The organism is Paenibacillus medicaginis, from assembly GCF_042138635.1.
GTDB classification, from domain to species: domain Bacteria; phylum Bacillota; class Bacilli; order Paenibacillales; family Paenibacillaceae; genus Paenibacillus; species Paenibacillus medicaginis.
The window spans coordinates 1-23,627 of the sequence record NZ_JBHIRY010000027.1; the positions used below are offsets into that span (position 1 = coordinate 1).

General features: G+C 50.2%; 29 protein-coding genes and 1 pseudogene. 5 read left to right on the forward strand and 25 right to left on the reverse strand.

Annotated elements, in window-relative coordinates; all coding sequences use genetic code 11:
- Positions 1-427: 427 nt before the first annotated feature.
- The 15 genes from ACE5LO_RS21485 to ACE5LO_RS21555 all read right to left on the reverse strand — a co-directional run bounded on the left by ACE5LO_RS21485 (position 428) and on the right by ACE5LO_RS21555 (position 12,779).
- Positions 428-1,306, reverse strand: coding sequence for a nucleotidyltransferase-like protein (locus ACE5LO_RS21485; RefSeq protein ID WP_375522030.1), 879 nt, complete (start codon positions 1,304-1,306; stop codon positions 428-430).
- Positions 1,307-1,439: 133 nt separating this feature from the next.
- Positions 1,440-3,143: a glycosyl hydrolase family 18 protein gene (locus ACE5LO_RS21490; protein WP_375522091.1), complete on the reverse strand. Its 1,704-nt coding sequence runs from the start codon at positions 3,141-3,143 to the stop codon at positions 1,440-1,442.
- A 123-nt stretch (positions 3,144-3,266) separates the two neighbouring features.
- The gene (gene perR / locus ACE5LO_RS21495; RefSeq protein WP_375522092.1) at positions 3,267-3,686 is read right to left on the reverse strand and encodes a peroxide-responsive transcriptional repressor PerR; all 420 of its coding nucleotides are present in this window, start codon (positions 3,684-3,686) and stop codon (positions 3,267-3,269) included.
- Between the two features lie 71 nt (positions 3,687-3,757).
- Positions 3,758-5,092, reverse strand: a complete 1,335-nt coding sequence (locus tag ACE5LO_RS21500) for a DUF4097 family beta strand repeat-containing protein (RefSeq protein ID WP_375522031.1) — start codon at positions 5,090-5,092, stop codon at positions 3,758-3,760.
- A 4-nt stretch (positions 5,093-5,096) separates the two neighbouring features.
- A complete protein-coding gene (locus ACE5LO_RS21505) occupies positions 5,097-5,687 on the reverse strand; it encodes a hypothetical protein (protein ID WP_375522032.1) in 591 nt (196 codons plus the stop codon).
- 166 nt (positions 5,688-5,853) lie between these two features.
- Entirely contained in the window at positions 5,854-6,312 is a 459-nt protein-coding gene (locus tag ACE5LO_RS21510) for a GNAT family N-acetyltransferase (RefSeq protein ID WP_375522033.1), read from the reverse strand.
- Positions 6,309-7,754 (reverse strand): Asp-tRNA(Asn)/Glu-tRNA(Gln) amidotransferase subunit GatB, encoded by a 1,446-nt coding sequence (gatB, locus tag ACE5LO_RS21515; RefSeq protein WP_375522034.1) that lies wholly within the window; start codon positions 7,752-7,754, stop codon positions 6,309-6,311. Before gatB ends, ACE5LO_RS21510 begins: the two co-directional genes overlap by 4 nt.
- Positions 7,755-7,780: 26 nt before the next feature.
- Positions 7,781-9,238, reverse strand: coding sequence for an Asp-tRNA(Asn)/Glu-tRNA(Gln) amidotransferase subunit GatA (gene gatA / locus ACE5LO_RS21520; RefSeq protein WP_375522035.1), 1,458 nt, complete (start codon positions 9,236-9,238; stop codon positions 7,781-7,783).
- Positions 9,239-9,265: 27 nt separating this feature from the next.
- A complete protein-coding gene (gatC, locus tag ACE5LO_RS21525; protein ID WP_375522036.1) occupies positions 9,266-9,553 on the reverse strand; it encodes an Asp-tRNA(Asn)/Glu-tRNA(Gln) amidotransferase subunit GatC in 288 nt (95 codons plus the stop codon).
- Positions 9,554-9,756: 203 nt separating this feature from the next.
- Positions 9,757-10,134: an ATPase gene (locus ACE5LO_RS21530; RefSeq protein WP_375522037.1), complete on the reverse strand. Its 378-nt coding sequence runs from the start codon at positions 10,132-10,134 to the stop codon at positions 9,757-9,759.
- 166 nt (positions 10,135-10,300) lie between these two features.
- A complete protein-coding gene (locus tag ACE5LO_RS21535) occupies positions 10,301-10,498 on the reverse strand; it encodes a hypothetical protein (RefSeq protein ID WP_375522038.1) in 198 nt (65 codons plus the stop codon).
- Between the two features lie 191 nt (positions 10,499-10,689).
- Positions 10,690-11,316 carry an MBL fold metallo-hydrolase gene (locus tag ACE5LO_RS21540; RefSeq protein ID WP_375522039.1) on the reverse strand — a complete coding sequence of 209 codons (627 nt, stop codon included), beginning with the start codon at positions 11,314-11,316 and terminating at the stop codon, positions 10,690-10,692.
- 3 nt (positions 11,317-11,319) lie between these two features.
- Positions 11,320-11,889, reverse strand: a complete 570-nt coding sequence (locus tag ACE5LO_RS21545; protein WP_375522040.1) for a thioredoxin family protein — start codon at positions 11,887-11,889, stop codon at positions 11,320-11,322.
- 1 nt (position 11,890) lies between these two features.
- Complete coding sequence (gene uptA, locus ACE5LO_RS21550; protein ID WP_375522041.1) at positions 11,891-12,505, reverse strand: undecaprenyl phosphate transporter UptA; 615 nt, start codon at positions 12,503-12,505, stop codon at positions 11,891-11,893.
- 43 nt (positions 12,506-12,548) lie between these two features.
- Positions 12,549-12,779: a hypothetical protein gene (locus ACE5LO_RS21555; protein ID WP_375522095.1), complete on the reverse strand. Its 231-nt coding sequence runs from the start codon at positions 12,777-12,779 to the stop codon at positions 12,549-12,551.
- Here ACE5LO_RS21555 and ACE5LO_RS21560 point away from each other — a divergent pair.
- On the forward strand, positions 12,667-12,990 hold the full coding sequence (locus ACE5LO_RS21560) for a dehydrogenase (RefSeq protein ID WP_375522042.1): 324 nt from the start codon (positions 12,667-12,669) through the stop codon (positions 12,988-12,990). The genes ACE5LO_RS21555 and ACE5LO_RS21560 overlap by 113 nt on opposite strands.
- Positions 12,991-13,049: 59 nt before the next feature.
- On the opposite strand, the gene ACE5LO_RS21565 is transcribed toward ACE5LO_RS21560, so the two are convergent.
- The 4 genes from ACE5LO_RS21565 to yyaC form a co-directional block, all read right to left on the reverse strand.
- On the reverse strand, positions 13,050-14,243 hold the full coding sequence (locus tag ACE5LO_RS21565; protein WP_375522043.1) for a class I SAM-dependent methyltransferase: 1,194 nt from the start codon (positions 14,241-14,243) through the stop codon (positions 13,050-13,052).
- A 24-nt stretch (positions 14,244-14,267) separates the two neighbouring features.
- Positions 14,268-14,921 (reverse strand): DUF6483 family protein, encoded by a 654-nt coding sequence (locus ACE5LO_RS21570; RefSeq protein ID WP_375522044.1) that lies wholly within the window; start codon positions 14,919-14,921, stop codon positions 14,268-14,270.
- A gap of 79 nt (positions 14,922-15,000) precedes the next feature.
- Positions 15,001-15,795: an alpha/beta fold hydrolase gene (locus ACE5LO_RS21575; RefSeq protein WP_375522045.1), complete on the reverse strand. Its 795-nt coding sequence runs from the start codon at positions 15,793-15,795 to the stop codon at positions 15,001-15,003.
- Between the two features lie 21 nt (positions 15,796-15,816).
- Entirely contained in the window at positions 15,817-16,329 is a 513-nt protein-coding gene (gene yyaC, locus ACE5LO_RS21580) for a spore protease YyaC (RefSeq protein ID WP_375522093.1), read from the reverse strand.
- 189 nt (positions 16,330-16,518) lie between these two features.
- Between yyaC and ACE5LO_RS21585 the strand changes: the two genes are divergently transcribed.
- The 4 genes from ACE5LO_RS21585 to ACE5LO_RS21600 all read left to right on the forward strand — a co-directional run bounded on the left by ACE5LO_RS21585 (position 16,519) and on the right by ACE5LO_RS21600 (position 18,502).
- The gene (locus tag ACE5LO_RS21585; RefSeq protein ID WP_375522046.1) at positions 16,519-16,743 is read left to right on the forward strand and encodes a DUF1128 domain-containing protein; all 225 of its coding nucleotides are present in this window, start codon (positions 16,519-16,521) and stop codon (positions 16,741-16,743) included.
- 215 nt (positions 16,744-16,958) lie between these two features.
- Complete coding sequence (locus ACE5LO_RS21590) at positions 16,959-17,648, forward strand: phosphatase PAP2 family protein (protein ID WP_375522047.1); 690 nt, start codon at positions 16,959-16,961, stop codon at positions 17,646-17,648.
- Between the two features lie 102 nt (positions 17,649-17,750).
- Entirely contained in the window at positions 17,751-18,149 is a 399-nt protein-coding gene (locus ACE5LO_RS21595; protein WP_375522048.1) for a YtxH domain-containing protein, read from the forward strand.
- Between the two features lie 5 nt (positions 18,150-18,154).
- A complete protein-coding gene (locus ACE5LO_RS21600) occupies positions 18,155-18,502 on the forward strand; it encodes a DUF5665 domain-containing protein (RefSeq protein WP_375522049.1) in 348 nt (115 codons plus the stop codon).
- Positions 18,503-18,702: 200 nt separating this feature from the next.
- On the opposite strand, the gene ACE5LO_RS21605 is transcribed toward ACE5LO_RS21600, so the two are convergent.
- The 6 genes and pseudogenes from ACE5LO_RS21605 to ACE5LO_RS21630 form a co-directional block, all read right to left on the reverse strand.
- Positions 18,703-19,677 carry a magnesium transporter CorA family protein gene (locus tag ACE5LO_RS21605; protein WP_375522050.1) on the reverse strand — a complete coding sequence of 325 codons (975 nt, stop codon included), beginning with the start codon at positions 19,675-19,677 and terminating at the stop codon, positions 18,703-18,705.
- Positions 19,678-19,790: 113 nt separating this feature from the next.
- Positions 19,791-20,561 carry a sigma-70 family RNA polymerase sigma factor gene (locus ACE5LO_RS21610; protein WP_375522051.1) on the reverse strand — a complete coding sequence of 257 codons (771 nt, stop codon included), beginning with the start codon at positions 20,559-20,561 and terminating at the stop codon, positions 19,791-19,793.
- Complete coding sequence (gene rsbW / locus ACE5LO_RS21615) at positions 20,558-21,010, reverse strand: anti-sigma B factor RsbW (RefSeq protein WP_375522052.1); 453 nt, start codon at positions 21,008-21,010, stop codon at positions 20,558-20,560. Before rsbW ends, ACE5LO_RS21610 begins: the two co-directional genes overlap by 4 nt.
- Positions 21,011-21,043: 33 nt before the next feature.
- Positions 21,044-21,367, reverse strand: a complete 324-nt coding sequence (locus ACE5LO_RS21620; protein ID WP_375522053.1) for an STAS domain-containing protein — start codon at positions 21,365-21,367, stop codon at positions 21,044-21,046.
- A 68-nt stretch (positions 21,368-21,435) separates the two neighbouring features.
- Positions 21,436-22,674: pseudogene (locus ACE5LO_RS21625) on the reverse strand (response regulator); the annotation flags it as partial.
- A gap of 18 nt (positions 22,675-22,692) precedes the next feature.
- The gene (locus tag ACE5LO_RS21630; protein WP_375522054.1) at positions 22,693-23,565 is read right to left on the reverse strand and encodes a CheR family methyltransferase; all 873 of its coding nucleotides are present in this window, start codon (positions 23,563-23,565) and stop codon (positions 22,693-22,695) included.
- Positions 23,566-23,627: the final 62 nt, after the last annotated feature.

The following is a 23,627-nucleotide window of genomic DNA, read 5'->3' on the forward strand; positions in this document are numbered from 1 at the left end:
ACGAACCAAATGGCTTTGCGGATCGGTTTTACGATGTAAAACCTACTCACTCGTTGTTCAGTTTTCAAAGATCAAACACTTGCTTTTCATCATCACCGCATCTCAGCGGCGACTTTTATAATATATCATACCCTTTCGTATTACGTCAACAACTTTTTTTCTTTTTTTTCATACGTGTAAGTTGTTGTTATTTTTAATCCATAATAACGCAAAGGCGAATTTTAATTTAACATGTACTTTGCCGAACAGTCAACCTTTTATACAGCTCAATCCTTTAACTCGCAATCCCTTATAGTGCATGTTCAAAAAGTCAGGTTTTCAGCACCGAGAAGGTATTTACTTCGTGATCAAAAGATGACTTTTTGAACTACCTCTTATAAAAAAAGAGAGCCGTTCCATATTAACAGCCCTCTTCTCATTTAATTAACTAATTGGCTGTATAACACAGCTCTCTTGCATATTCATTGGAAAACGCTCTCCGCACCGTGGTTTCTTTAATATAAGAACGGTAAACCAGCTTGCGCAGAACCAAAGGAAGCTCGAACTGAACATGCTTCAGTTCCGGATGATTAAGCAGTTCATGGATTGACCATGGTTCGCTGCGGCTCCGGAGTATTTTAAACAGCAGAGCGGAGCAATCCGCCATCTTGGACATGACCGAAAATTCGCAGGCCAGCAAAACAAGCTCAATCCGCTGTTCTACTGTCTCGGTACTGATAATCAGCTCTTCATACAGCTTATAGACCGATTTGTCCATTGAACGGACCTGATTCAGCACATTTTGAGATGGCATGATGCCGCGTTCGATGACCTCAATACTTGCCCAGTGCTGAAGAGCCTTAAGAACACTATGATAAGCATCAAGCACAGAGCCTTCCTTAAGATACTTTTTGGCATTCACATAATCTTTAAGAAAACGAGCAAACTCATGAAAAAGCTTCTGTTCACGCATTTGACCATCAAATTCCCTGATTTCCTGACGCAGGAGTTGTATCTTGTTGCCGGCTTCCCAAATAATATCACCTTCCAGCAAGTAATGCACCAGATCATGCTGTTCTCCGTCAATCAGCCAATGCCAGATACACGATAAAGAAGCGCAAAGGATCTGGCACCGCAGTTCTCCAATTTTTACGTGCTTAAGCGGTTTCTCCGGTGTGTCAGACTCACAAACAATCAATATAAATGCTTCAAAATCATGAATTATAGACCCTACAAAGTGATTCCCTGACTTTCGATATGCTATGGCACCGATGGCATCCTTCTCTAACAAATCAACGGACAGCAAATCTAAACTAGTTAACTGCACGTCACCCTCCATAACAATGAAGCGGACACACCGCTATATAAAAGTTTTATATAATATTCTACACATGCACCCCAATTCCTTCTTAACCAAGCAGACTTAATTTCAAAATGGAACATGCATTCCTATAAGATTTTTACTTTGCATTGAACGTTTTCAGCACATCCCAGGCATCATTACTTGCAAAATTGCGATTCCAAACACCGACGCCCCCCAATTGAAGGGATTGTGCAAGCTTCACTCTGGCCTTCAATGAGCTCTTATCTTCCAGCCAGATTTTTTTGGGCACACCGTCCTCTTCATATTCAACATAGTTCTGTTGTTCTTTCTCCAAAAATTGAGGCTTAAGCTTATGTTCCTTCAAAATTTCGGCCGCGCTCTCCATTCCGATGGCTTTGGAGCTGACTTTAGTCTCCCCGTTCTTTTCCTCCTCAGACCATACTCGTGTATATAGTGGAATACCCAGCACCAATTTTTCAGGCGGAACGCCATCCTCGTCAATAATCCGTCTAACCGAGGTCTCAGTCCATGGAAGGGAAGCCACCGATCCAGCTTCTGGGCTGGATGCCCAATGTTCATCATACGCCATTACCATCATATAATCCGTGATTTTCCCCAAAGAAGCACGGTCCAGGAATACCGACCATAGCTCGCTATCGGATTTGGGGGTTACATCAATCGACAAAATCAGATCATTGGCCCGTGCCAGCGGCTTCAGCTCTCTTATGAATTGGGTCACATTGGTCCCATCCTTGGTATAGACATTTTCAAAATCGATATTAATGCCATCAAGGTCATACTGCTTGGCTAAAGCGATGGTCTTCTGGATGATCCCCATACGCCGTTCATACGTGGATAAAGCGCCGGAGGTGAGATCCGGATCAAAGCCGTTGCTGAGCAGCCCCCACACCTCCATACCGCGATGATGCGCCCACAACACATATTGCGGATCGGCATTATCTTCGATCTCTCCCTCTTCGCTTGTGATGCTGAACCAGGTCGGACTCACCACATTGACTCCCGGGAGCGAACCAATACTGGAAGTGTCAGGATTTCGCGAATATACCGCTTCCCAAGCCAGATTTACAGCTTTGCCTTTCCACTTCTTCTCCGAAACAGACAAGCTCTCTTTCCCCGCCTTCACCTTTCGCGTTCCATCCAGGGTGACATGATCCGACTGTACATACCCTGTATAACCATTATCCAATTGGGCGTAGTACCAGCCGTTCTCCCGCTTCCATAACTGTAATGCCGTCCCTTGGGTCATGTCCTCTACTATAGGAGCATAGTTGGAAGGCTTTGTCCGCAGTACAACACTGGAACTGCGTCCCTCCACCTGCACTTTGCCAAGGTTAACACTTTCCCCCGCCGTCATAAGCATGACCGCCCCGGTCGTGGTATCCTCCTGCATTTCAGTGCCGTAAATCTCCTCAACCGAATCATACGGCACGTATATCTCATTGTTGATTTCGGCAACTGCCCTGGCGGATTTATATGCCTCCCCGTTGAGTTCCCCTTTTTCCTGCTCCTCGGACAGATAAAGAACCTGCTGGCGAGTAGCCATAATTACCGATTCTGTTGTTTCTTCGTAACGCACGGAATCATCAATAAATTCTTCTATAAACGAAAGCGGCAGCATCAGATTTTCCCCTGTGCCTTCCGCTGTATACTCTGTTATTTTTCCTTGAATAAAAATAGGCTTGTCCTGCCAATCCGGTTTTTCGTGCAGTGGATTCCCCCACCATAATACCGCTGCTGTGCAGGCACCCGCTGCAATCAACAGTAAACTGACAATTCCTTTACGCCCCTGCCGCTGTCTATGCCTATCTTTCCGCTTCATTCTGGACAAAAATAATCCCCCATCTGATCACAGTGTCGCATATAGCAGTGAAAATAAAAAAACGTACGAAAATTCAATTCAAACATGAATTTCCACACGTTTCATTTTAAGGGAAGCTGGTGTCTACCTGCAAGATTTGCATAGTCCATGCAGTTCCAGCCTGTGTCCGTGGACTTCAAAGCCCGTTTCCTCAGCCGCGAACTTCTCTACATCCAGCAGGGAAGGGTAGCTGAAATCCTCAATCTTGCCGCATTTCTCACACACAATATGATAATGGTCCGATATATTGGCATCATAACGGCTGGAGTTGTCTCCATACGTCAATTCATGCACCATACCCGCTTCAAGGAAGACCTTCAGATTGTTATATACTGTTGCAACGCTCATGCTTGGAAACTGAGGCTCCAACGCGCGATAGATTTCGTCAGCCGTGGGGTGCCCCATGGATTCCATTAAATAATTCAATATCGCATGGCGCTGGGGCGTTATGCGTACACCGGTATTTTTCAATTGTCGCAACGCATGCTCGACACGTGTTGCCATCATGCCCACCGCCTTAATTTGTTCCTGATCCTAGGTATTAAAGACATTGTAAAGTGAACCCAAGATTTTTGTCAACGCGGCGTTCCTGCTTCCTCCGGCGTTTCAAGAGAAGGTGCGAACTCAGGCTGTGACATCTCAGAGGAACGCACTGTAAGGTCGCTGTTGCCTTCCACCAACAAGCTATACTGTCCATCGCCGACCTGTCCAGACACCTTCTTCCCTTCCACCTCAAAGGGAACATCAGCAAAAATATCGCCGTAGCTGCTTGAGCCCTCCAGCCGGAAGCTTCCAATAACAGGCAAACGAAGTGTAATATCTCCTACTGCGCTATATATATTCCAGTTGCCACCAATCCTGTTGGATTGTACCGCGATACCCCCATTCAATGAGCTGGCATCCACATTCCATGAGGCGCCGTTGATGCCGATATTGCCATTTTTGGTATCAGCCTTAATATCCCCTTCCGTTCTGGCAGCCTGGATGTCACCGACGAGCGTATTCAGCGTGGTTGAGCCCGAAATATCTCCCGCAAACATATTGCCACGGTTGGTACTCATTTCCATATTGCCCGTAACCCCATGGACATTAACCGTCCCGTTTAACGTCGTTCCCCGTATATCGCCTATCACATCGTTGACCGCAAGGCTGCCGTTGCCGCTTTGCAAGGATATGGAATGGATCGCATTTACTCCGGTTAACGTTATGTCTCCGTTAGATGTCCGAATGTCCATATCGAAACGACGGTCCTCCGGCAGTACGATCTCCATATTCATCAGCGGCTGCCTTTTGCTGGATGCCCCGTACCCTTGCGCCGACGTCCGGATCCGAATCGCATTGCCATTTGTGGCTTGCAGCGAAGAGGCTTCAGCAATCACCCTGGCTTCCTCTGCAGTCACTTGATCAATCCACATCGTGGTGTGAACCTCCACATCTTGAACCGCTGCTTTGCGTACAATAATATCCCCGTTGACCCCCTCGACCAGCAGCTCCGACGTTTGCATTCCGACTGGCACAAGCACACTGCCTTTATCCATGCGGTTGTCTTTCTCCTCGCTGAAATCCATGGACGCGGCAGTCAGATTAAGGCTGACCCTATTCCATAAATACATGTAATGCTCCTGCTGAGTTACTATAAAAACGGAAGCACACAAGAGCACCGACAGCAGCAAGCCTTTTAGATCGAGTCTGAAAAGGCGTTTCCGTTTTTTAAAAGCATCTGATCTGCGTACAGTTCGCCAGCAAAAAAGAAAATATTCCAGCCCCAGGCCAACGAAGAGCAAAGGCCACCATGTCAGCAATTCCATCATATAGTCAGTGCCCTGCACCAGGTCTGTAAATAACAAAACCCCCACGGATAGAAGAAGAAGGGAGGCGGTATACCGCCCTACTCTGATTTTACGCTGCATAGCGTTATGTCCCTCCTTTCCGTGAGGATCTGCCCCACCGGAGGGATACCCCGAGCTCACGGACAAACATGAGAACTCCAATGATAACCAGCAAAAAGGCCAACAGATAAAATCCGTAGTCTGCAAAAAAATAATCCAGCCAGCGGGGTCTGATACGGAAAAGAATCATCAAGGCTCCACCCGCCACCAGCAGCAAGAAAAACAAAATTCCCGTTTCCCACACCTCGTAGCGGCTTCGTTCCTGCCCGGACTGACTGTGAATCGTGACCCGCCGGGGCTTGCGTTTATGAAGAATAATATAATCTGCCGACTGAAGCGCATCATAGACGTTATAAAAATAAAGAACAGGAATGAACATACCCAATAGAACAAGCAGCGGCACATTGATCCGCATCACTGCTGAGGATACGTACAGCATGGCTGAAATATCCACAAGCAGCAGCAGAATAAAAGTTACGCCCCTGATAAACTGCCCCATAAAGAGATGACCCGCCCCTGGAAGCAAGGCAGCCAGTACGACAGCGGCAAGCTTCCGCAAGCGCGGCCGCAGCTGCCTCGTCCGCTGTGTATGATTCCGTGAAATCTCGGGATTCATAGCAACCTCCTGGGCTTCTTGTTTGTGATATCAGGAAGCCGTTTCTACGAATTTTTACTGTCCGTTACTTTAAAATAGTACCCTATTCCGTTCTGTGAGTAACTGGCAAAAATCTGGGACAAGCCAAAAAAGATCCCGCTTCTGCGGGATCCAAAGGTTATATCAGCTAATTATTCAGATGGAACGTTTTTAATTCTACACCCGGGGCAATTTGCTGCACAGCTACAGGCCGGAACCCATATTTCTGATACAGGGAAACCGCAGGCGTATTCAAAGTGCCTGTGGAGACAATAAACAATGGAATGTTCCGGTGCAGCTCCAGCACATGCTCAATCAGCGACCCGGCAATTCCTTTCCGGAAATGTGCGGGATGAACCATCATTCTGGAGATCGTGAGCGAGCCAGGCTGCTCCGTCTCCGTTGCGATGGCACCAATAATCTCTCCATCCTCACTGACGGCTCCGTAAAATTGTTCGCCACAGGCGCGAAGGGTGTCCATCGTGTCCATCAACGGCGGTATTTTGTCGAATCCGATTTTCTCCGCTTCCAGACGGTATGCCACATGCTGGAGCTGCCACAGCTGCTCAAGCGTATCATCGTCCTGCAGGGATAAAGCTCGAATCATGAGTGTCCCAGCACTTCAGCAAGCAGTTTGTTTACAAGCCCGGGATTCGCTTTCCCCTTGCTTTCTTTCATGACCTGTCCTACCAGGAAGCCGATCGCTTTTTGTTTGCCTGCCTTATAATCCTCTACAGACTGCGGATTGTTGGCAACTACTTGCTCTACAATCGCCATAATGGCACCCTCGTCACTGATCTGAACCAGACCCTTCTCTTCCACAATCTGCTGCGGAAGCTTGCCGGTCTCCAGCATTTCCTTGAAGACCGTTTTGGCAATCTTGCTGCTGATCGTCCCTTTATCCAGCAGTCCAATCATCTCACCAAGCCCCTGTCCGCTCAGCTTTACATCAGACAGTTCTGCATTCATGCTGTTCAGATAGCCAAGCAGGTCCCCCATAATCCAGTTGGAGACCGCTTTGGCATCCTTCGTATACTGCAGACTGTTCTCAAACAGGTCCGCCAGCGCTTTGGAGGAGGTGATAACGGCCGCATCATACTCAGGGAGCCCGTATTCCGAAGTATAGCGGGCTTTGCGCTGATCCGGGAGCTCGGGGATAGAGACACGGATCCGCTCCTTCCAATCCACATCGATGTGAAGTGTAACAAGGTCAGGATCCGGGAAGTAACGGTAATCATGTGATTCTTCCTTGCCACGCATGGCAATCGTCTTGCCCTGCGTCTCGTCCCAGCGCCGGGTCTCCTGGACGACGGAGCCGCCCTCTTCAAGGATCTGCTCCTGCCGGAACTGCTCATACTCCAGCCCACGCTGAACGCCGCGGAAGGAGTTCATGTTCTTAAGCTCCGCCCGTGTGCCGAGCTTTTCTTGGCCGAACGGACGAAGGCTGATGTTGGCATCACAGCGCAAGGAGCCTTCTTCCATTTTCACATCAGACACTTCGCAGTATTGCATAATGGAGCGCAGCTTCTCCAGATAGGCACGCGCCTCTTCCGGCGACGAAATTTCCGGCTCCGACACAATTTCAACCAGCGGTGTGCCGACACGGTTAAAATCAACGAGCGATGCGAATCCGCCGTCAACATGCGTCAGCTTGCCCGCATCCTCCTCCAGATGCAGACGGGTGATGCCAATTCGTTTGGTTGTGCCGTTCACTTCAATATCAATCCAGCCGTTCTCGCCAATCGGCTGATCATACTGTGAAATTTGGTAGGCTTTGGGCGAGTCCGGGTAGAAATAGTTTTTACGGTCGAATTTGCTCACGTCGCCAACCGTGCAGTTCAAGGCCATGGCCGCTTTCATCGCGTATTCCACAGCCTGCCGGTTCAGCACGGGCAGCACACCCGGATGACCGAGGCAGATCGGACAGGTATGCGAATTCGGCGGTGCTCCGAACTCCGTCGAGCATCCGCAGAAAATTTTCGATTGAGTATGGAGCTCCACATGGACCTCCAGTCCGATGACGGTTTCATACTTGGATGTTGTAGACATATCGGGATAACCTCCTTCTCTCCGGATTACAGCTGCGGCCGCTGCTTGTGAAACTCCGTATTCTGTTCAAATGCATGCGCCACCCGCAGCACCTGCGCCTCGTCAAAAGGTTTGCCGATAATTTGCAGGCCGACAGGCATCCCTTCCGCCAAACCGCAAGGAACACTGATCGCAGGAACGCCGGCCAGGCTCACCGGAATGGTCAAAATATCGTTCAGGTACATGGTCAACGGATTATCAACCTGCGTGCCCAGCTTAAAGGCCGTAGTTGGCGCAGTCGGTCCGACAATGACATCGTACTTCTCAAACACCTGATCAAAATCACGTTTGATCAGCGTGCGCACCTTCTGTGCTTTCAAATAATACGCGTCATAATATCCGGAACTGAGCGCATAGGTGCCGAGCATAATTCTCCGTTTCACTTCCGGCCCGAAGCCTTGGCTTCTGGATTGGTGGTACAGATCAAGCAGGTTCTCCGGGTTGTCCGCCCGCACGCCATAACGAACTCCGTCGAAGCGAGCCAGGTTGGAGGACGCCTCCGAGGAAGCCAACAGATAATAGGTTGCGACGGCATACTCCGTATGAGGCAGCGACACTTCTTCCCACACTGCTCCCATGCCTTCAAGCGTCTTCAACGCTTCAAGCACTCTCTCTTTCACCTGCGGATCTACACCTTCGCCAAGATATTCCTTCGGCACTGCGATACGCAGCCCTTTCACATTACCTGTGAGGTTAGAAAGATAATCCGGCACATCGACCTTGGCGGACGTGGAATCCATCCCGTCGTATCCTGCGATAGCTTGAAGCACATACGCCGAATCCTCGACATTTTTCGTAATCGGCCCGATTTGGTCCAGCGAGGATGCAAAGGCAACCAGGCCAAACCGTGACACAAGCCCGTAAGTAGGCTTAAGACCGACTACACCGCAGTAAGAGGCTGGCTGCCGGATAGAACCCCCTGTATCCGAGCCCAGCGTAAAATAAGCTTCGCCTGCGGCAACCGCTGCGGCAGAGCCTCCGCTGGACCCGCCAGGAACCCGGTCCAGATCCCATGGATTACGAGTCGGGTAAAAGCTGGAGTTCTCGTTGGAGCCGCCCATGGCAAACTCGTCCATATTCATTTTGCCCAGAGTTACGGCGTCCGCAGCATTAAGCTTCTTCACTACGGTGGCATCATACACGGGATTAAAATTGCTCAAAAACTGGCTGGCACAGGTTGTGCGCAACCCTTCTGTGACGATATTGTCCTTAATACCGACCGGAAGGCCAAACAGTAATCCGCGCTCCCCTTCTGAAGCGAGACGGTCGTCCAAACGGCGGGCAGCCGCCCGGGCCCCTTCCTCATCTATCGTAAGATAAGCCTTCACTTTCTCCTCACGGGCTCCAATATTCTTCACAGCCTCGTCAACCAGGTCCGTGACGGAAACATCCTTGCTATTCAGCCTGTTATGTAATTCCGGCAGCGTGTTATCAAACAAACTCAACTCAAACATCCTCCTTTCACCTTCGAACTATTCCAGTATCGCAGGAACCTTAAACTGTCCGTCTTCCTCCTCGGGAGCGTTGCGCATCACCTGCTCCAGTGTCAGGCTTGGACGCGCCTCGTCTTCCCGCATGACATTGCTTACATGCAGTACATGAGTCGTCGGCTCCACTTCGTCCGTCTCAAGCTCATTCAGCTTCTCCGCATAATGCAGAATGGCATTTAATTGCTCGGTCATGAGCTCCTCTTCCGCAGAGGTCAGGTTCAATCGCGACAGCTTGGCCACGTGGCGTACGTTTTCCAAAGAAATGTCCATGCGGTGTTTGCCTCCTTTGTGTATGTAAAGCGCTGTCCTCCGTGCTTTTAAAATAACGTTTTTATTATAGGTTAGAACGTTTTACAATTCAATGTCGCGGGGGAAAAGTTCTTGTCCATCTTCGGCTGTCTTTCCCGTAAAAATTAAAAGGGCCGCCGGATCTGGCCCGACAGCCTCAGAACCGGCCTAAGCCGGTGGTTAAATCAAATCCATGCGCGCAAATTAACCTGCTTGATAAAATCCGATGGTGATAATGATTCCGCTGCGGTTTCTTCTTCCTTATTCTCTATTCCACCGTTCATGACACTACGGAACAATTGCTCATTATGAGTAGCAAGGGCGTAATCGATCAGTGCTTCGCGTTCGACCCTTTCAGCTTCCCTCTTCAGCATTTGTGTCTCAGGTTCTACATCTCCGGCTGGAACAAAGAAATTCCGGTTGATCTTCGGCACACGGATAACATAATCAAAGGCGTTATCCGGATTCCGGTCATAGGCAATAATATAACCGTGTTCCCCCACAGGGAGATTCTGCTCAAAGGCATCCGTGACGATCATTATCTTCTCCCCTAAACGATACATCGTCTACCTCCTGGCTGTCTTAGTTATCTGTTTAGTCTACTAAAAAACGATCAAAATGTCTATGAGCAAATTCAATTGATTCCAAGTGAATTTGCGGGAAATGAGCACGCTGGATACCTTATTCTATGGATCAGCCATTGGAAAGGTCTCCACGTCCTTCCTTATATTAACGTCTAAACCGGTGCTCCGTCAGCCGGCGATGCCAATACTGATTGCTCCAGTCTCCATGCTGTTTAAGATGCCTCCAGCCCGCCGGAATCTCTTTATTGCTTTGCTCCGTGCTTTCCCCTCCGGTGATCGTCTGCGAATGCGGACATATTGCATTTCTTATTTGTTCCGCAGTAAGCCGGACCTGCTGTTCCAATAGCTCTCCCCCCTAAAAAGACAGCAAAAAAAGACAAAAAAAAGAACGCAAACCGGGATTAATTCCTCAGTCTGCGTGCTTCGCGGATGGTTATATAACTTCTAAAGGTTATATTAGCAAACGGCATCGCTCTTGTCCAGAAGGTTTTTGAAAAAAACGGCGGCTTTTGACGAATATTTGCGTTTTCCGTGTCAGCGGATATACGGATTGTTTGCTTTTTCGTAACCAATCGTTGTTTTGGGACCATGTCCCGGATACACCGTCACCTCATCATCCAGCCGGTACAATCGATGCACCGAATCAATCAGATCCCTTTCCCTGCCGCCGGGCAGGTCAGTTCGTCCTACGCCCATCCGGAACAGCACATCGCCGCCGAACAGATCCTTGCCACAGTGAAAGCTCACGCTGCCCGGGGAATGCCCGGGGGTATGGTACACCTTAAACTGATGACCGATCAATTCCAGAACCTGACCTTCACTAAGATCATACTCGGCCGGGGCCGCCGTCACCGGCTGCGAGATTTGCGGCCACATGAGAGAGCCGTTCAGCTTGGGAGAAGTCATCCATTCCTGCTCAAGCGGATGCAGATACACCGGACAGCCTGCGGCCCGGCGTACCTCTTCGACTCCTGCCATATGATCGAAATGCGCATGCGTAAGCAAAATCGCTTCAATGGTCAAACCTTCGATGGCTCTGACCAGGGAGCCAGGATTCATCCCCGGATCGATAATAAAGCCGCGGCCCGTATCTTTGTCCTGCACGAGATAAGCATTCGTCTGCAGGGCACCGAGATTAAATGAGCGAATAGTTAAGGCCATAGCTTACAGCCCCGAGATGAGCTCGCGCAGCTCTTTCACAATGACGCCGTGAATCCCGGTTCCTTCCCCGTATCTGGCACGAATCTCCGCGCGGGCAGCGTCCAGCTTATCCTGGTAGTCTGGTGCTTCGCGGTCGGGATTTTCTTTTTTGAACTGAACCATAACCTCTTGAACATGCGCAGGGCGAGGTCCCCAATGGCCAAGCACATGCCCACCGGTATCCGCAAAAATAACGATAGGGATGGAACGGCTGCCCATGGTCAGGAAATCGTTCATCAGCGCATCATGATTTTCCAGAATGAGCACCTCTGTCGGTATTCCTGCACTCTCCATGGCACGGAACACCACGGGCACACAACGCACCACATCCCCGCACCAATCGGCAGCGAGAATCAGGACGCGCAGATCATCGCGGTGGTTCAGACTTGCAAAATACTCGCGGTCGCTCTCATCCTTCCACGCAAACCGGTCATACCAGGAACGGAATGCCTCCTTGTTCTTTTCCATGCTGTCCATGAATTGCTCGGGCGTGAGCCCTTTGCCGAAATATTGGGAAACATTGCTGCGGGCCATATTACACACTTCCTTTCTTGTTTTTGGAGATGATCCATTTGATTAGAAAATATGCAGCCAACAGAACAACTGCAGCCAACAGGATAGGAGTTACGTAAGGGGCGGCCTTTTCATCGATATGCTCCCATTGGTTGCCGAGAAGCATTCCTAAATAAATAAACAATACACTCCATGGAATAACAGCCAAAGTAGTTAAAATGATAAAACGCCAAACATTCATACGCGATATTCCTGCGGGGATGGAGATGGCATGTCTGACTACCGGAATGAAGCGGGCCGTGAAAATCACGCCTGTGCCGTATTTGTTAAACCAGGCTTCCGCATGATCGATATGCTTTTTGTTAATCAATATGTACTTCCCGTATTTCTCAAGCACAGGTCGACCGCCGTATCTGCCAATCCAATAGATGAATAACTGCGCCAACACGCCGCCCACGGTTCCGAAGAATACGGCTGGCCAAAATTCAACCTGCTGACTGTAAACCAGAAACCCTCCGTAAGCGAGCACGATCTCACTGGGAATGACCTCCACCATTAAACCCAGCGCAATTCCTATGTAACCAAGATGTTGAATCCACTCGAACAATTGAGAAATGATATTTGAAATGATACCCATTGTTCCTCCGCTCCCTTTATATTCTCGTCCACGGTTTATTCTATCACAGCGGCAGAACGGACTGCCACCAGCCTCCTGACCCGTTTATGCGGGCATATTGCCGGGGTAGCCGCCCCGGACCTGCCAGCATATCATGAATTGTCTTGAAAGGAGGATGACCATTGCCTGCCAACCATTTGCCGAAGCACACACAAGGACCATCCGCTCTGCCAACGGCACGCGGGATACGCCGGGCCTGCAGCAAGGAGCTGTACCGCACCTGCAAACGTCTCAAAACATATATCCCCCCCGATTTGGTGCGGAAGGGGGAGGAGTTGTACTGCCGCAAGGTAGCCGGGAATCTGATCTGGATCACGGAGAACAGCAGCAACCGGAAGCTGCTGTGCGATTGGTGGGACGAAGAGGTCGGACCTGAGCTTGCCGAACTATGGCAGGTGGAGAAATCCGTATTATGCACCGCCTTCCGGAGCTCTTACGGCGGATAAGCTCAGTTTAGACAGAGAGAGCGGCGCCGTGCACCGGCCCCGCTCTTGCAGCACTTATTTTATTGGGATTTGGATTGCGATGCTCCGGCTCCTTCCGGGAGCAGATCAGCGCACGCACGTTCCAGATAAGGATCGGCATGCAAAAAATCACGGAACACCGTATATTCACTCCACAGTCTGGAGCGGTCTTCCTGCTGTCCTTTTACAGCCCGGATCAGGAGATTTTTGGGCGTATGCTCCAGATCAATAAACTCCAGCAGTTGGGTACGGTAACCGAGAATATCCAGCAGCTTGGCCCGGATTCCGTCCGTAGCCAGGGCTGAGAAGCGTTCCTTCAATATCCCGTGCGACAGCATCGGCTCCATCACTTCATTAGAAATTTGATTGAAGAGCTCATGCTGGCAGCAGGGAACAGACAGAATGACCGAAGCGTCCCAGCGGACGGCCTTTTCGAGCGCGGCATCCGTCGCCGTATCGCAGGCATGCAGCGTTACGACCATATCGACCTGGTCCAGCTCGTTATAGTCGGCAATATCCCCGACCAGAAATTTCAGATTACTATACTGCAGCTTGCCTGCCAGAAGATTGCACGTTTCGATCACATCCGCTTTCAGATCGAGACCGACCACGTTCAGGGGCCTTCGCTGCTGCACCGCCAAATAATGATACAGCGCAAACGTTAGATAGGATTTGCCGCAACCGAAATCGACAATCGTCAACGGGCGACCTGCTGGCAGATAGGGCAGCACATCCTGAACCATTTCAAGGAAGCGGTTAATCTGCTTGAATTTATCATATTTGCGGGCCAGCACCTTGCCCTCTTCATTCATAATGCCCAGTTCAACGAGAAACGGGACAGGCTCCCCTTCCTCAAGCACATAACGCTTTTTGCGGTTATGGGCCAGATTGGTAGCAGACTTGGAGGGAGATTTGGTCAATATGGAAACTTTGAATTTTTTGCTGATTAACACCTGGTAATCCGCCTCAGCCGTACACAGCAAGCCCTGACGGAACGCTTCTTCGAACAGGGCAGTCATACGCCCGGCCGCTTCGGATGGGGTCAAATTTTCGTGAGTTACCTTATTGCTGTAAACATAGGCGAACTGGTAGAACAGCTCCTTCTTCAGTTCAACCGGTTTGATTTGCACCTTGGTGAAGGAGGCCTGCTCCTTCTTGCGCAGCTGGCTGAGCGTTGCCGTGATCAGCGATCCCTCCGCCAGCACCTGGTTAACAAGATTACGCAGAGATTCCAAAACAATAACCTGCTTTCTGCCTCATTAGGCCCATTCTAGCTGCAGCAGCTCTTCCTTTCCCTGCTCCGCTTCCGTGCGGGAAAGGCCACCGCGTTCCAATTCATCATCCGGCCGCTGCAGAAGACGATCATAGAAAGCGACCGCTTCATGAAGCAGCGGCTTCTGTTTGACGCCAAGATCAAACCATATTTCATCCGCCCGGGCATACTGGCCCTCTCGCTCAAAATAAGCTGCAAGAAGTTTGTCCAACTCCAGGGGAAAAAGATATTCCTTCACCTGCTCATGAACAGCCGATATTCGTTCAGGCAGCATCTGCAGCTCCCTGGAAGCGCCGTTCAAAGCGCTGTATACATATAAATGAAGAGCCTTCATCAGCAGCTGCAGCCCCTGATCCGGCTCTCCTGTGTCCATTCTGATCCTTCCCGCTTCCTCCAGCAGGCGGGACGCCTGCTGCAGCTTGTCCACTTCTACGGTCCCACCCATGCGGAACAGATCAATGATCTGTTCGGGGGGCAGCGATTCCAGCAGGGGGAGCGACAGCCTGAACCGTTTTTTCAGCAGCTCGTCCAGCCTGGCGAGCGCTTCTGTATGGCGGTTCTGCTGCCTTAAACCGAGGGCCGCGCCCACCGCCTCCGTCATTTCTTCCATCATGCGGAGTAAATAATCTCTTCTGAACACGACCGAATCCCGTCCTTTCACACCCGGCAATATTATGCTCTATGCCAGGACTGCAAGCCTCTCCTGTTCCAATTGTAGATCAATCCGCCGCAAAAGCCAAAAAGTCCTTAATGACTTCGGCCAGTTCACGCGGAGCCTCCATCATGCTCATATGCCCTGCCCCGTTGATGATAGTCTGCCGAATGTTCGGCTTGTCTGCGGTAAAGGCGCGTGCAGCAGGGACCACCTGATCGTGCTCCCCGGCTACGAGAAGCACCGGCAGAGGTATGGCTGTCAGCACATCCCGCCGGTCGGGACGCTCACGCATGGCCAGGGCCACTCCGACCGCTCCTTGCGGGGGAGTCGTGTAGCCGATCTCCTTGGCCTTAATCACTTTGTCTGCCATAGAATCCAGATGCTGAGGAGCAAACAGTCCCGGCACCATGCCGTCGACAAAAGCCTTAATACCTTCCGTTTCAATCGTAGATACAGCTTTGAGACGCTTTTCCTTGCCTTCCTCCGTATCCTCATGTGCCGTGGAATGGATCAGCCCGAAGGCGTTGAACCGTTCCGGACGCCGCTGTACGGCGGACAGTGCAACATAGCCGCCCATGGAATGGCCGAACAGTGAAGCTTGGGGAATCTCAAGCTTCTTCAGAAGGTTAAGGACATCATCCGCCATTTCTTCCATGGAATAGGCCCCTTTGGGCGCATCCGACTGTCCATGCCCGCGCAAATCCGGCACGATGCAGCGATAATGAGGGGACAGAAGCGGAATCACGTCGTCCCAATAAGCCGAGCTGCCGCAAAATCCGTGCAACAGCACAATAACGTTGTCACCTTTTCCCTCATCCGCGTAATAGATGGTCGTTCCTTCACACACCTGTTTATTCATAACGATCGCCCTCTTTCCATATCATTTTGTCCGGCTGCTTAAAGTCAGCCCAAAGCCTGCGGATGCGGCATCCGCGATACAAGCGGCCATAGTCATTACCTGATGCAGAGACGTCGTCTGCAGGGTCCAGTAAGGCTTGGGCCCCATCATGTTAACCACACCTGCAACGCTGTAATTGCCGATCGTAGGAAGCTGAAGCCCTGTGGATCGCGCCGGCGCAAGCGGAGCCTCGGCAACGAGGAACAGCCCGACCGAACCCGGCTGGCCCAGGCAGGCATCAATGGCTATAATCCGCTGTTCCGCTGGAATTCGGCGGATCTCCGCTTCCAGGGTTACTGCATCGCATGGAGCAGCCAGTGTGCCGATCACGTGCGGAAAGCCCTTCTCCTTCAACAGTGTGCCGGCCAGCGGCCCAAGCGCATCTCCCGTAGACCTGTCTGTTCCGATACAGACAAAGGTCACCTCGGCAGCCTCAAACCGCCCATGGATACTGTGAAAAAATGCTGCCAGCTCGCTGCCCGGCACCCGTTTCATCCCAGACTGGTTCTTCCGTCCGCCATCCGGCGTTTCCCTCAACACCTTGTCTGTCCACCTCATTCCGTCCCGGTATTTGCTTTGATTCTAACGCATACCCGGCTGTTCAGGCAAAATAATTGGTGGCCTCTCCGCAAAACATGATACAATACTTCCAACCCCCCCTTGTGAAAGGATGAATAAATACCGATGGATTTATCGCAGAAATCCCAGACCAATATCGAATATATGATCGAAGCCATCAAGAATAAGCTGCGCATGGCAAGCGGCGCCGCTATGCAGTCCTCCGCTTTCTCCGTGGAGCAGTATGAAGATCTTCATGACATTTATGAAATGGTGATGAACAAGCCCAATCTCAGTATTTCAGAGGTTGAAGCGGTTGTTTCGGAGCTTGGACGGCTGCGCAGCTCCTGAATTGTCAAACCTGAAGCAGCTAAAGTAAACGCAGATTGTGGGCCCGGGCTCATAATCTGCGTTTTTTTTGCGCGGCCCCCCTTGCAGATCTTACTGTGGTTTGCGGCAGTTCTCCAGCTTTTATTATAATAAAAACGTCTACCGACGTATATTCACAGAAGACAGACCGCGTTTAGCAGTAGTTTTTATTACGATTCTGGAGGATGCCAGCAAAAATGAATCGTCATACCACCCATTATTACCGTTATCTTCGTCGTATTGCCCTTGCAGTGCTCATCATACCTTGCATCCTTTGCATGCTTGTACTCCTCGCCAGAATGATCGGAACAGAACCGCTGCTCCGGCTGGATGTATGGCTGCAGTCCTTAATATTTCCCGTCTCCGGTGACGTCCTTCACCGCCTTCTCCCGGCAGCCCTTTTTATTACAACACCCGGTTCCTTCTGGGTTACCCTGCTTGCAGCGCTTGCTTCTGCCTTATGGTTCTGGCTCGGAAGAAAAAACAGGATCACCGCGTTTTCCGTTCTGGTCAGCTTTACAGCCATGTGGAGTCTGAACTCCCTCGTCAAGTTGCTGCTTCAGCGCGACCGGCCAAGCCTGCAGCATCTGACCGAAGCGGGAGGTTACAGTTTTCCCAGCGGACATGCCATGGTCGCCATGGGCTTTTACGGAACGCTCTTTGCGATCTGGGCCATGCACAACCGCAATCACGGCCGCTCCATTTCTTTTCCTCTCGTTGCTGGAGCTTTATTGATATTGCTGATCGGCCTGAGCCGTATCTATCTTGGCGTTCATTATCCGAGCGACGTGGCTGGAGGATATATTGCAGGAGCCCTCTGGCTATGGTTTACATTGCCTCCCCTGTATACATGGATTCAGGACAGCCGCACCCCGGGAAAATGGTAGGCTTGGACGCATCATGCCATTTCGACTCCTGTTTCAGCCGGCAGCACTGCGTTTAATACGAAGGTAAGCGAAGGTGATACAAATCTTGAAGGAGTGATTGAGATGAATAAAGCGGAAACTCAGTATCCGGCACAAAGCGGTTCCACATTTGCCAAAGGGATATTTATCGGCGGTCTTCTTGGAGCGGTCGCTGCACTGCTGTTCGCACCAAAACCCGGACGCGAGCTGCGCAGCGATCTGTCCGATAAGATGACGACAGTAACAGACAGAACCAAAGACTATGCTGCTATGGTAGGAGCCAAGACGAAGGACACAGCTTCGATGGTGGGCGGCAAGGCAACGGATTTGGCCAAAACCGTAACCGCAAAAACATCCGATGTTGCTAAAACCGTCGCCGAGAGCAAAGACAAAATCGCATCAACCGCAAAACAGGCTTCCGAAGAAGTGATGGAAGAAGCCGTCAAAGCAGATAAAGACGTTATGAATGCTGCGCGGGGATAACATTCATGGGCAAAGTCAGCAAAGAAAGCATGCCTGCCTATGAGGTGGACGAGCATCCCTTTGAACTGCGCCATGAGGTCAAAAGGCTCAACGCCCGGCTGGATCAATTGGCGGATGCCCTGGAAAAATCCCAGTTTCGCGATATGATTGAAAACTACTCCAATCCAAAAAAGCGCATTATCAGCAATTTAACGGCAGGCATCGCGAGAGGGCTGGGCCTGTCCCTTGGCACCATTTTGATTATCTCTTTGTTAGGCTGGCTGCTGTCCTTCCTGGTGCAGCTCAATCTTCCCGGTATCGGCAGCTTCCTGGCCGAGCTGCTGAAGTATGTGGAAGCAGCCAGAAACAGCTGAATAATATACAGGGACCTCTCAACAATTTCTTTAATGAGGGGCCTTCTTTTGCACGAAGCAGCGGAGAGGACGAAGCAATTCCGGAAAAGCGGCAGCGTTCGCCTTTGGCCCGAAGGGTCAACAGCGATTGTAGGAATGCTTCGTTCTCGGAGCGTCTCACAACATACGAAAGTAACGCCTCAGGATTTTCAGTGCCTAATTCAAATGTTCCTCTCTTTTTTGCCCGCCCGCAGCAGGTCTCCTGTGAAGCCTTTTTTCCTCATCCATATGTACATGCCGGCCATGCTGATCAGGGTCGTTATCATCACCACTGTGAAGCCCCAGGGTGTCTTGATCCATGGCAGATTTTCAAAATTCATGCCCCAAATCGCTCCGACTACCGTTGCAGGGGTAAAGACGGCCGTCACAATCGTCAGGGTCTTCGTGATTTCATTGCCCCGGAAACCCGAGATGGCGTTATCTATAGAGATGAGTGTATCAATCTCCCGCTCATAGTGCTCGAATAAACGCTGCATGCGTTCAACCCGGTAAAGCATCCGCTGAAAGAACGGATTATCGTCCAGAGCATCGAGATACGCTTCACGTGATGCCGAAATCAGCTCCTGAAACGGTACAAACATATTGCTCCAATAGAGTAGCTCAAAGCGGGAATCCAGTATTTTGTCCATCAGCGTTCTGGCGTTCTTCTTCTTCATGCTCTCTTCCAGGGGCCGCAGATTGAGCTCAAAATGATCCATCCCATTCTGAAAATAATGCAGCAGAATCCGTACCAGGACAAAAAGTCCGTCCGCCCCGCTCCCGCACTCGTCCAACATGCGCATTCTGTCTTCCGAGCTCATAAACATTCTGGTCCTCTGATCCAGATTAAGTGTCACCAGCCGTCTGCCATGAACAAAAAAATGAAACATGCTGGCACTATAGTTGCTGGTAAGGCTTTCTTTAACCGAATACTGCAGCGTTCCGAAGAGCATCGGATCCCTTCCGTCCAGATAGTGAACGGACAAGTAGTTGGACTCTGCTTCTTGAATCACTTCCAGCCATGCCCCTGTCTCGGGCATCTCTTCTTCCAGCGCAGTCAGAATCGGGGTCGACCATGCATCGGTTTCAATGTCCCACCATTCCCATGCCCCTTTATTGAACTTATGTTTATAATATTCCGGTACGCGTTTACTCAAGAATCCCCCTCCTGATCAAAATATTCTTAAAAGGACACCCTTATCCAGTCACAGAATAATGGGTGTCCTTTATGTCGGGCATACAGGGTCATAACAGCATAATATATTCTGTTTCATAAGGGAGAATTGGACATTATGCGCTTCAGCTTCTCGGTTGCTCTTTTCTGAATCCGCGAAACGCTCATCTGGGACACGCCAAGCTTCTGGGCGATCGCCCTTTGAGATTGTCCATCCTGAAAAGCCAGCAGCAGCACCTGCTGCTCCTGCTCCTTCAACTGGCTGAGTGCCTGCTGAAGATCCATACGCTTCTCAACCGTATCAAAATCGTTCGTATCCGAGCTGATCAATTCCCCGAGTGTTGCGGCACTTTCATCCTGCGACAGCGGAGAATCAAGAGAGACGTAATGATAGCATTCACGTCCAGCCAGCACCTCAATCGTCTCCTCGACCGGGAGATCCAGATATTCGGCAATCTCCTTGACGTCCGGAGAACGCTCCAGCTTGACGGTCAGTTCGTCTATGGCGTGCTGTATGAGGGCACCCTTCTCCTTGATCCGGCGCGGAACCTGAATATACCATGATTTATCACGGAGAAAGTTCTTCATATGCCCGATCATGCTCTTCATGGCATAGGGCTCGAAGGGAATCCCAAGCTTGATATCGTATTGCTGCAGAAGACGCACCAGGGCCATTTGACCGGTTTGATACAAGTCCTCGTACAGGTCAGGCCTGTTCCGGGCAATTTTCCCAGCCGCCATTTTGACCATAGGCTCGTACTTTTTGATCAGCACGGTGGCAATCTCATTATCCTTGGTTTGTTGGTACTCCCAGATCAAACCAACGGCTTCATCCATGGACTCTGGGGGAGTTACCTTTTCCTTCATACCTTCTCCTCACTTTTTGTCATGCGTTTCACAAGGATGACTTCCGTACCCTGCCCTGCCTTGTTAATCACGTTGACGTCATCCATAAGCGCCTGCATAAGATAAAAGCCCAATCCGCCAACCTGGACGTCATCCAGTTTTTTATCATGAAGTGTTGCTCCGGTACCCGTGCCATTCATCCGCTCAAAGCTCTCCCCTTGATCTTTTACACGGATGCTTAGCTCGGTATCATTAAATTCGAAGCTTACCTCAACAAACCCTCCTTTTTGGCTATATGCGTACAATACGGAGTTATTACAAGCCTCGGATACAGCTACTTTCATATCTTCGATTTCTTCATAGGAGAACCCCATCTTGGAGGCAATGCCATACAGATTCAATCTCACAATATCCACAAAATCAGCGGTCGCCGGCAAATTTAACACTATTTTCTGAACTTCACCATTCATCCTCTTTTCGATCCTTTCCTATTGGGAATTCTCCTATGAAGCAAAGAACTTGGCGATACCCGTCATATCGAAGAGCTTTTGAATCCGAACCGGTACCTCTTCAACCATGAAGCGTGCTTCCATGCCGTTCCTTGCCTTTAAAATCGACAGCAGAATGCCAATCCCCGTACTGTCAATATACTTCAAATCCTTCATATTCATAATCAAATCCTGCCCGGCTTCCTCCACCAGGGGTTCCATGATCAGACGGAAATCGGGCGCTACCGACAAGTCCAGCTCACCGCTTAAATAAACGGTGCATGCTCTGTCACGCAATTCAATTTTGGCGTTAAACTTATCCGTTTTATTGGTATTCATATAGGCCTCTCCCCCCGAAAAATAGTTTCTTTATTCATAACCCGTTATGTCAGTTTTTGAAACAAAAACGGGGAATTCCACTCCTCCCGCTGCTCATCCTCAGGCATCGGCTCCTGATGCAGCCCCATTTGCACAGTGAACATAAATGTCGCCCCCTGCCTGGAGGTTGTATCCAGCCGAATATCACCGCCCATCATCTGAATAAGGTTTCTGCAGATGGCCAGTCCAAGCCCGGTTCCTCCGTATTTGCGCGTCATGGAGGAATCCAGCTGCGAGAAAAACTGAAACAATTGATCCGCTTTGTCGGGAGGAATGCCGATCCCGGTATCCTTTACCGTAAATTCCAGGGTGACCTTGCCCTTGCCCGACTCCCCGGCAGACACCCGTAAATGGACGCCCCCCTGATCGGTAAATTTAATAGCGTTAGAGATCAGGTTGATCAGCACCTGGCGCAAACGCGCCATGTCACCGAACACCACATTCGGAACACCAGACTCCACATGGAAACCCAGCTCCAGATTCTTTTTTCCGGCATCCCTGGAGAAAAGGCTGAACACCTCCTGAATACAGGAATTAAGCTCAAACGGATGCTCTTCAAGCTCCATTTTGCCGGATTCCAGCTTGGTAAAAACAAGAATATCATTGATGACAGCCACCAGCGCATCTGCACTGCGGCGTATAATATCACCGTATTCCCGCTGCTCATCCTTCAGTTCCGTTTCCATCAGCAGGTCAATCATGCTGATGACTCCATTCATCGGGGTACGGATTTCATGGCTCATCATGGCCAGAAACTCGGTTTTGGCTTTCGCGGCAACCTCCGCCACTTCCTTGGCGGTTATCAGCTCCTGGTTCATCTTCTCCAGCTCCAGCGTTTTTTGCTGCAGCAGCATGGACTGGGTTTTCAATCGTTTGTTGGTCAGGTACATTTGCACGAAGCCTTCAATTTTCGACTTTAGAATTTGTGGAATAAAGGGCTTCACCATGTAATCGATTCCGCCCGCGGAATATCCCGCAAACAGATGCTCCGCTTCCTTGCTGTTGGCAGAAATGAAGATGATCGGGATGTCCTTCGTCTTCTCTCTGGCTTTAACCAGCTTGGCTGTTTCAATACCGTCCATCCCCGGCATTTGCACGTCAAGCACGATAACGGCAAAATCATCCTTCAGCAAACAGCGCAAGGCCTCTTCACCCGAAGTTGCCTTGACGAGATTATACTGTTCATTCTCAAGAACCGCTTCCAGTGCAAGCAGGTTCTCCGGTCGGTCATCTACCAGCAAGATATGAATTGGTTCATGCAACCCCATAGAATCCTCCTGAGCTCTCTATTTAATCTTCCGGTATATTTTCTCTACCCGGTCAAGCGGCTCGTAAAAGTCGCTGTAATCCGTGAAATGGATAGACTCCTTCGCCCCCAGCACCAGCACGCCAAAGCGGCTCAGGCTTTCATGAAACAAACCGTGCACCTGATTCCGCAGCTCATCGTTGAAATAGATCATGACGTTGCGGCAGAAAATGACGTTGAACTCATTGAAGGACCGGTCTGTAGCCAGATTATGCTCCGCAAAAATCATATTTTTGCGCAGGAAAGGATGAAACATGACCGAGTTATATTTGGCTGTGTAATATTCCGAGAATGACTGTGCTCCGCCGGAGATCAGGTAGTTTTTGGTATACAGCTTCATTTTATCGATTCCGTAAACCCCTTCTTTGGCCTGCTGCAGCGACCTGGCATTCATATCGGTGGCATAAATGCGCGCCTTGTCATAAAGCCCCTCTTCATGCAGCATAATCGCCATCGAATACACCTCTTCACCGGTCGAACAGCCCGCATGCCAGATTCTGATATACGGGTATGTGCGCAACATCGGAATGATCTTCTGACGGAAGGTGCGAAAGAGCTGCGGGTCCCGGAACATCTCCGTGACCGGAATGGACAAGCTTTGCACCAGTCTCTCCAAGCAGGCACGATCGTGCAATACCTTCTCCTGCAAACCCGATATGGACTTTACACCTTCCGACTGGACACAGTGATGAATGCGGCGCTTCAGCGAGGGAAGGGCATAATTTCTGAAATCATAGCCATACAAACGGTGTATACCCTCAATCAGCAGTTCCAACTCAATTTGCTCCCGTTCATCCGCATTCAGTCTCCCTTCCTCTTCAGATTTTCCTTCCGCCAGATCTCTCGCTGTCATATACTCGCTCCACTTCCTAAAGGTTTTACATGCTGCCGGTTCAATTCCGTTCCGTTTATATC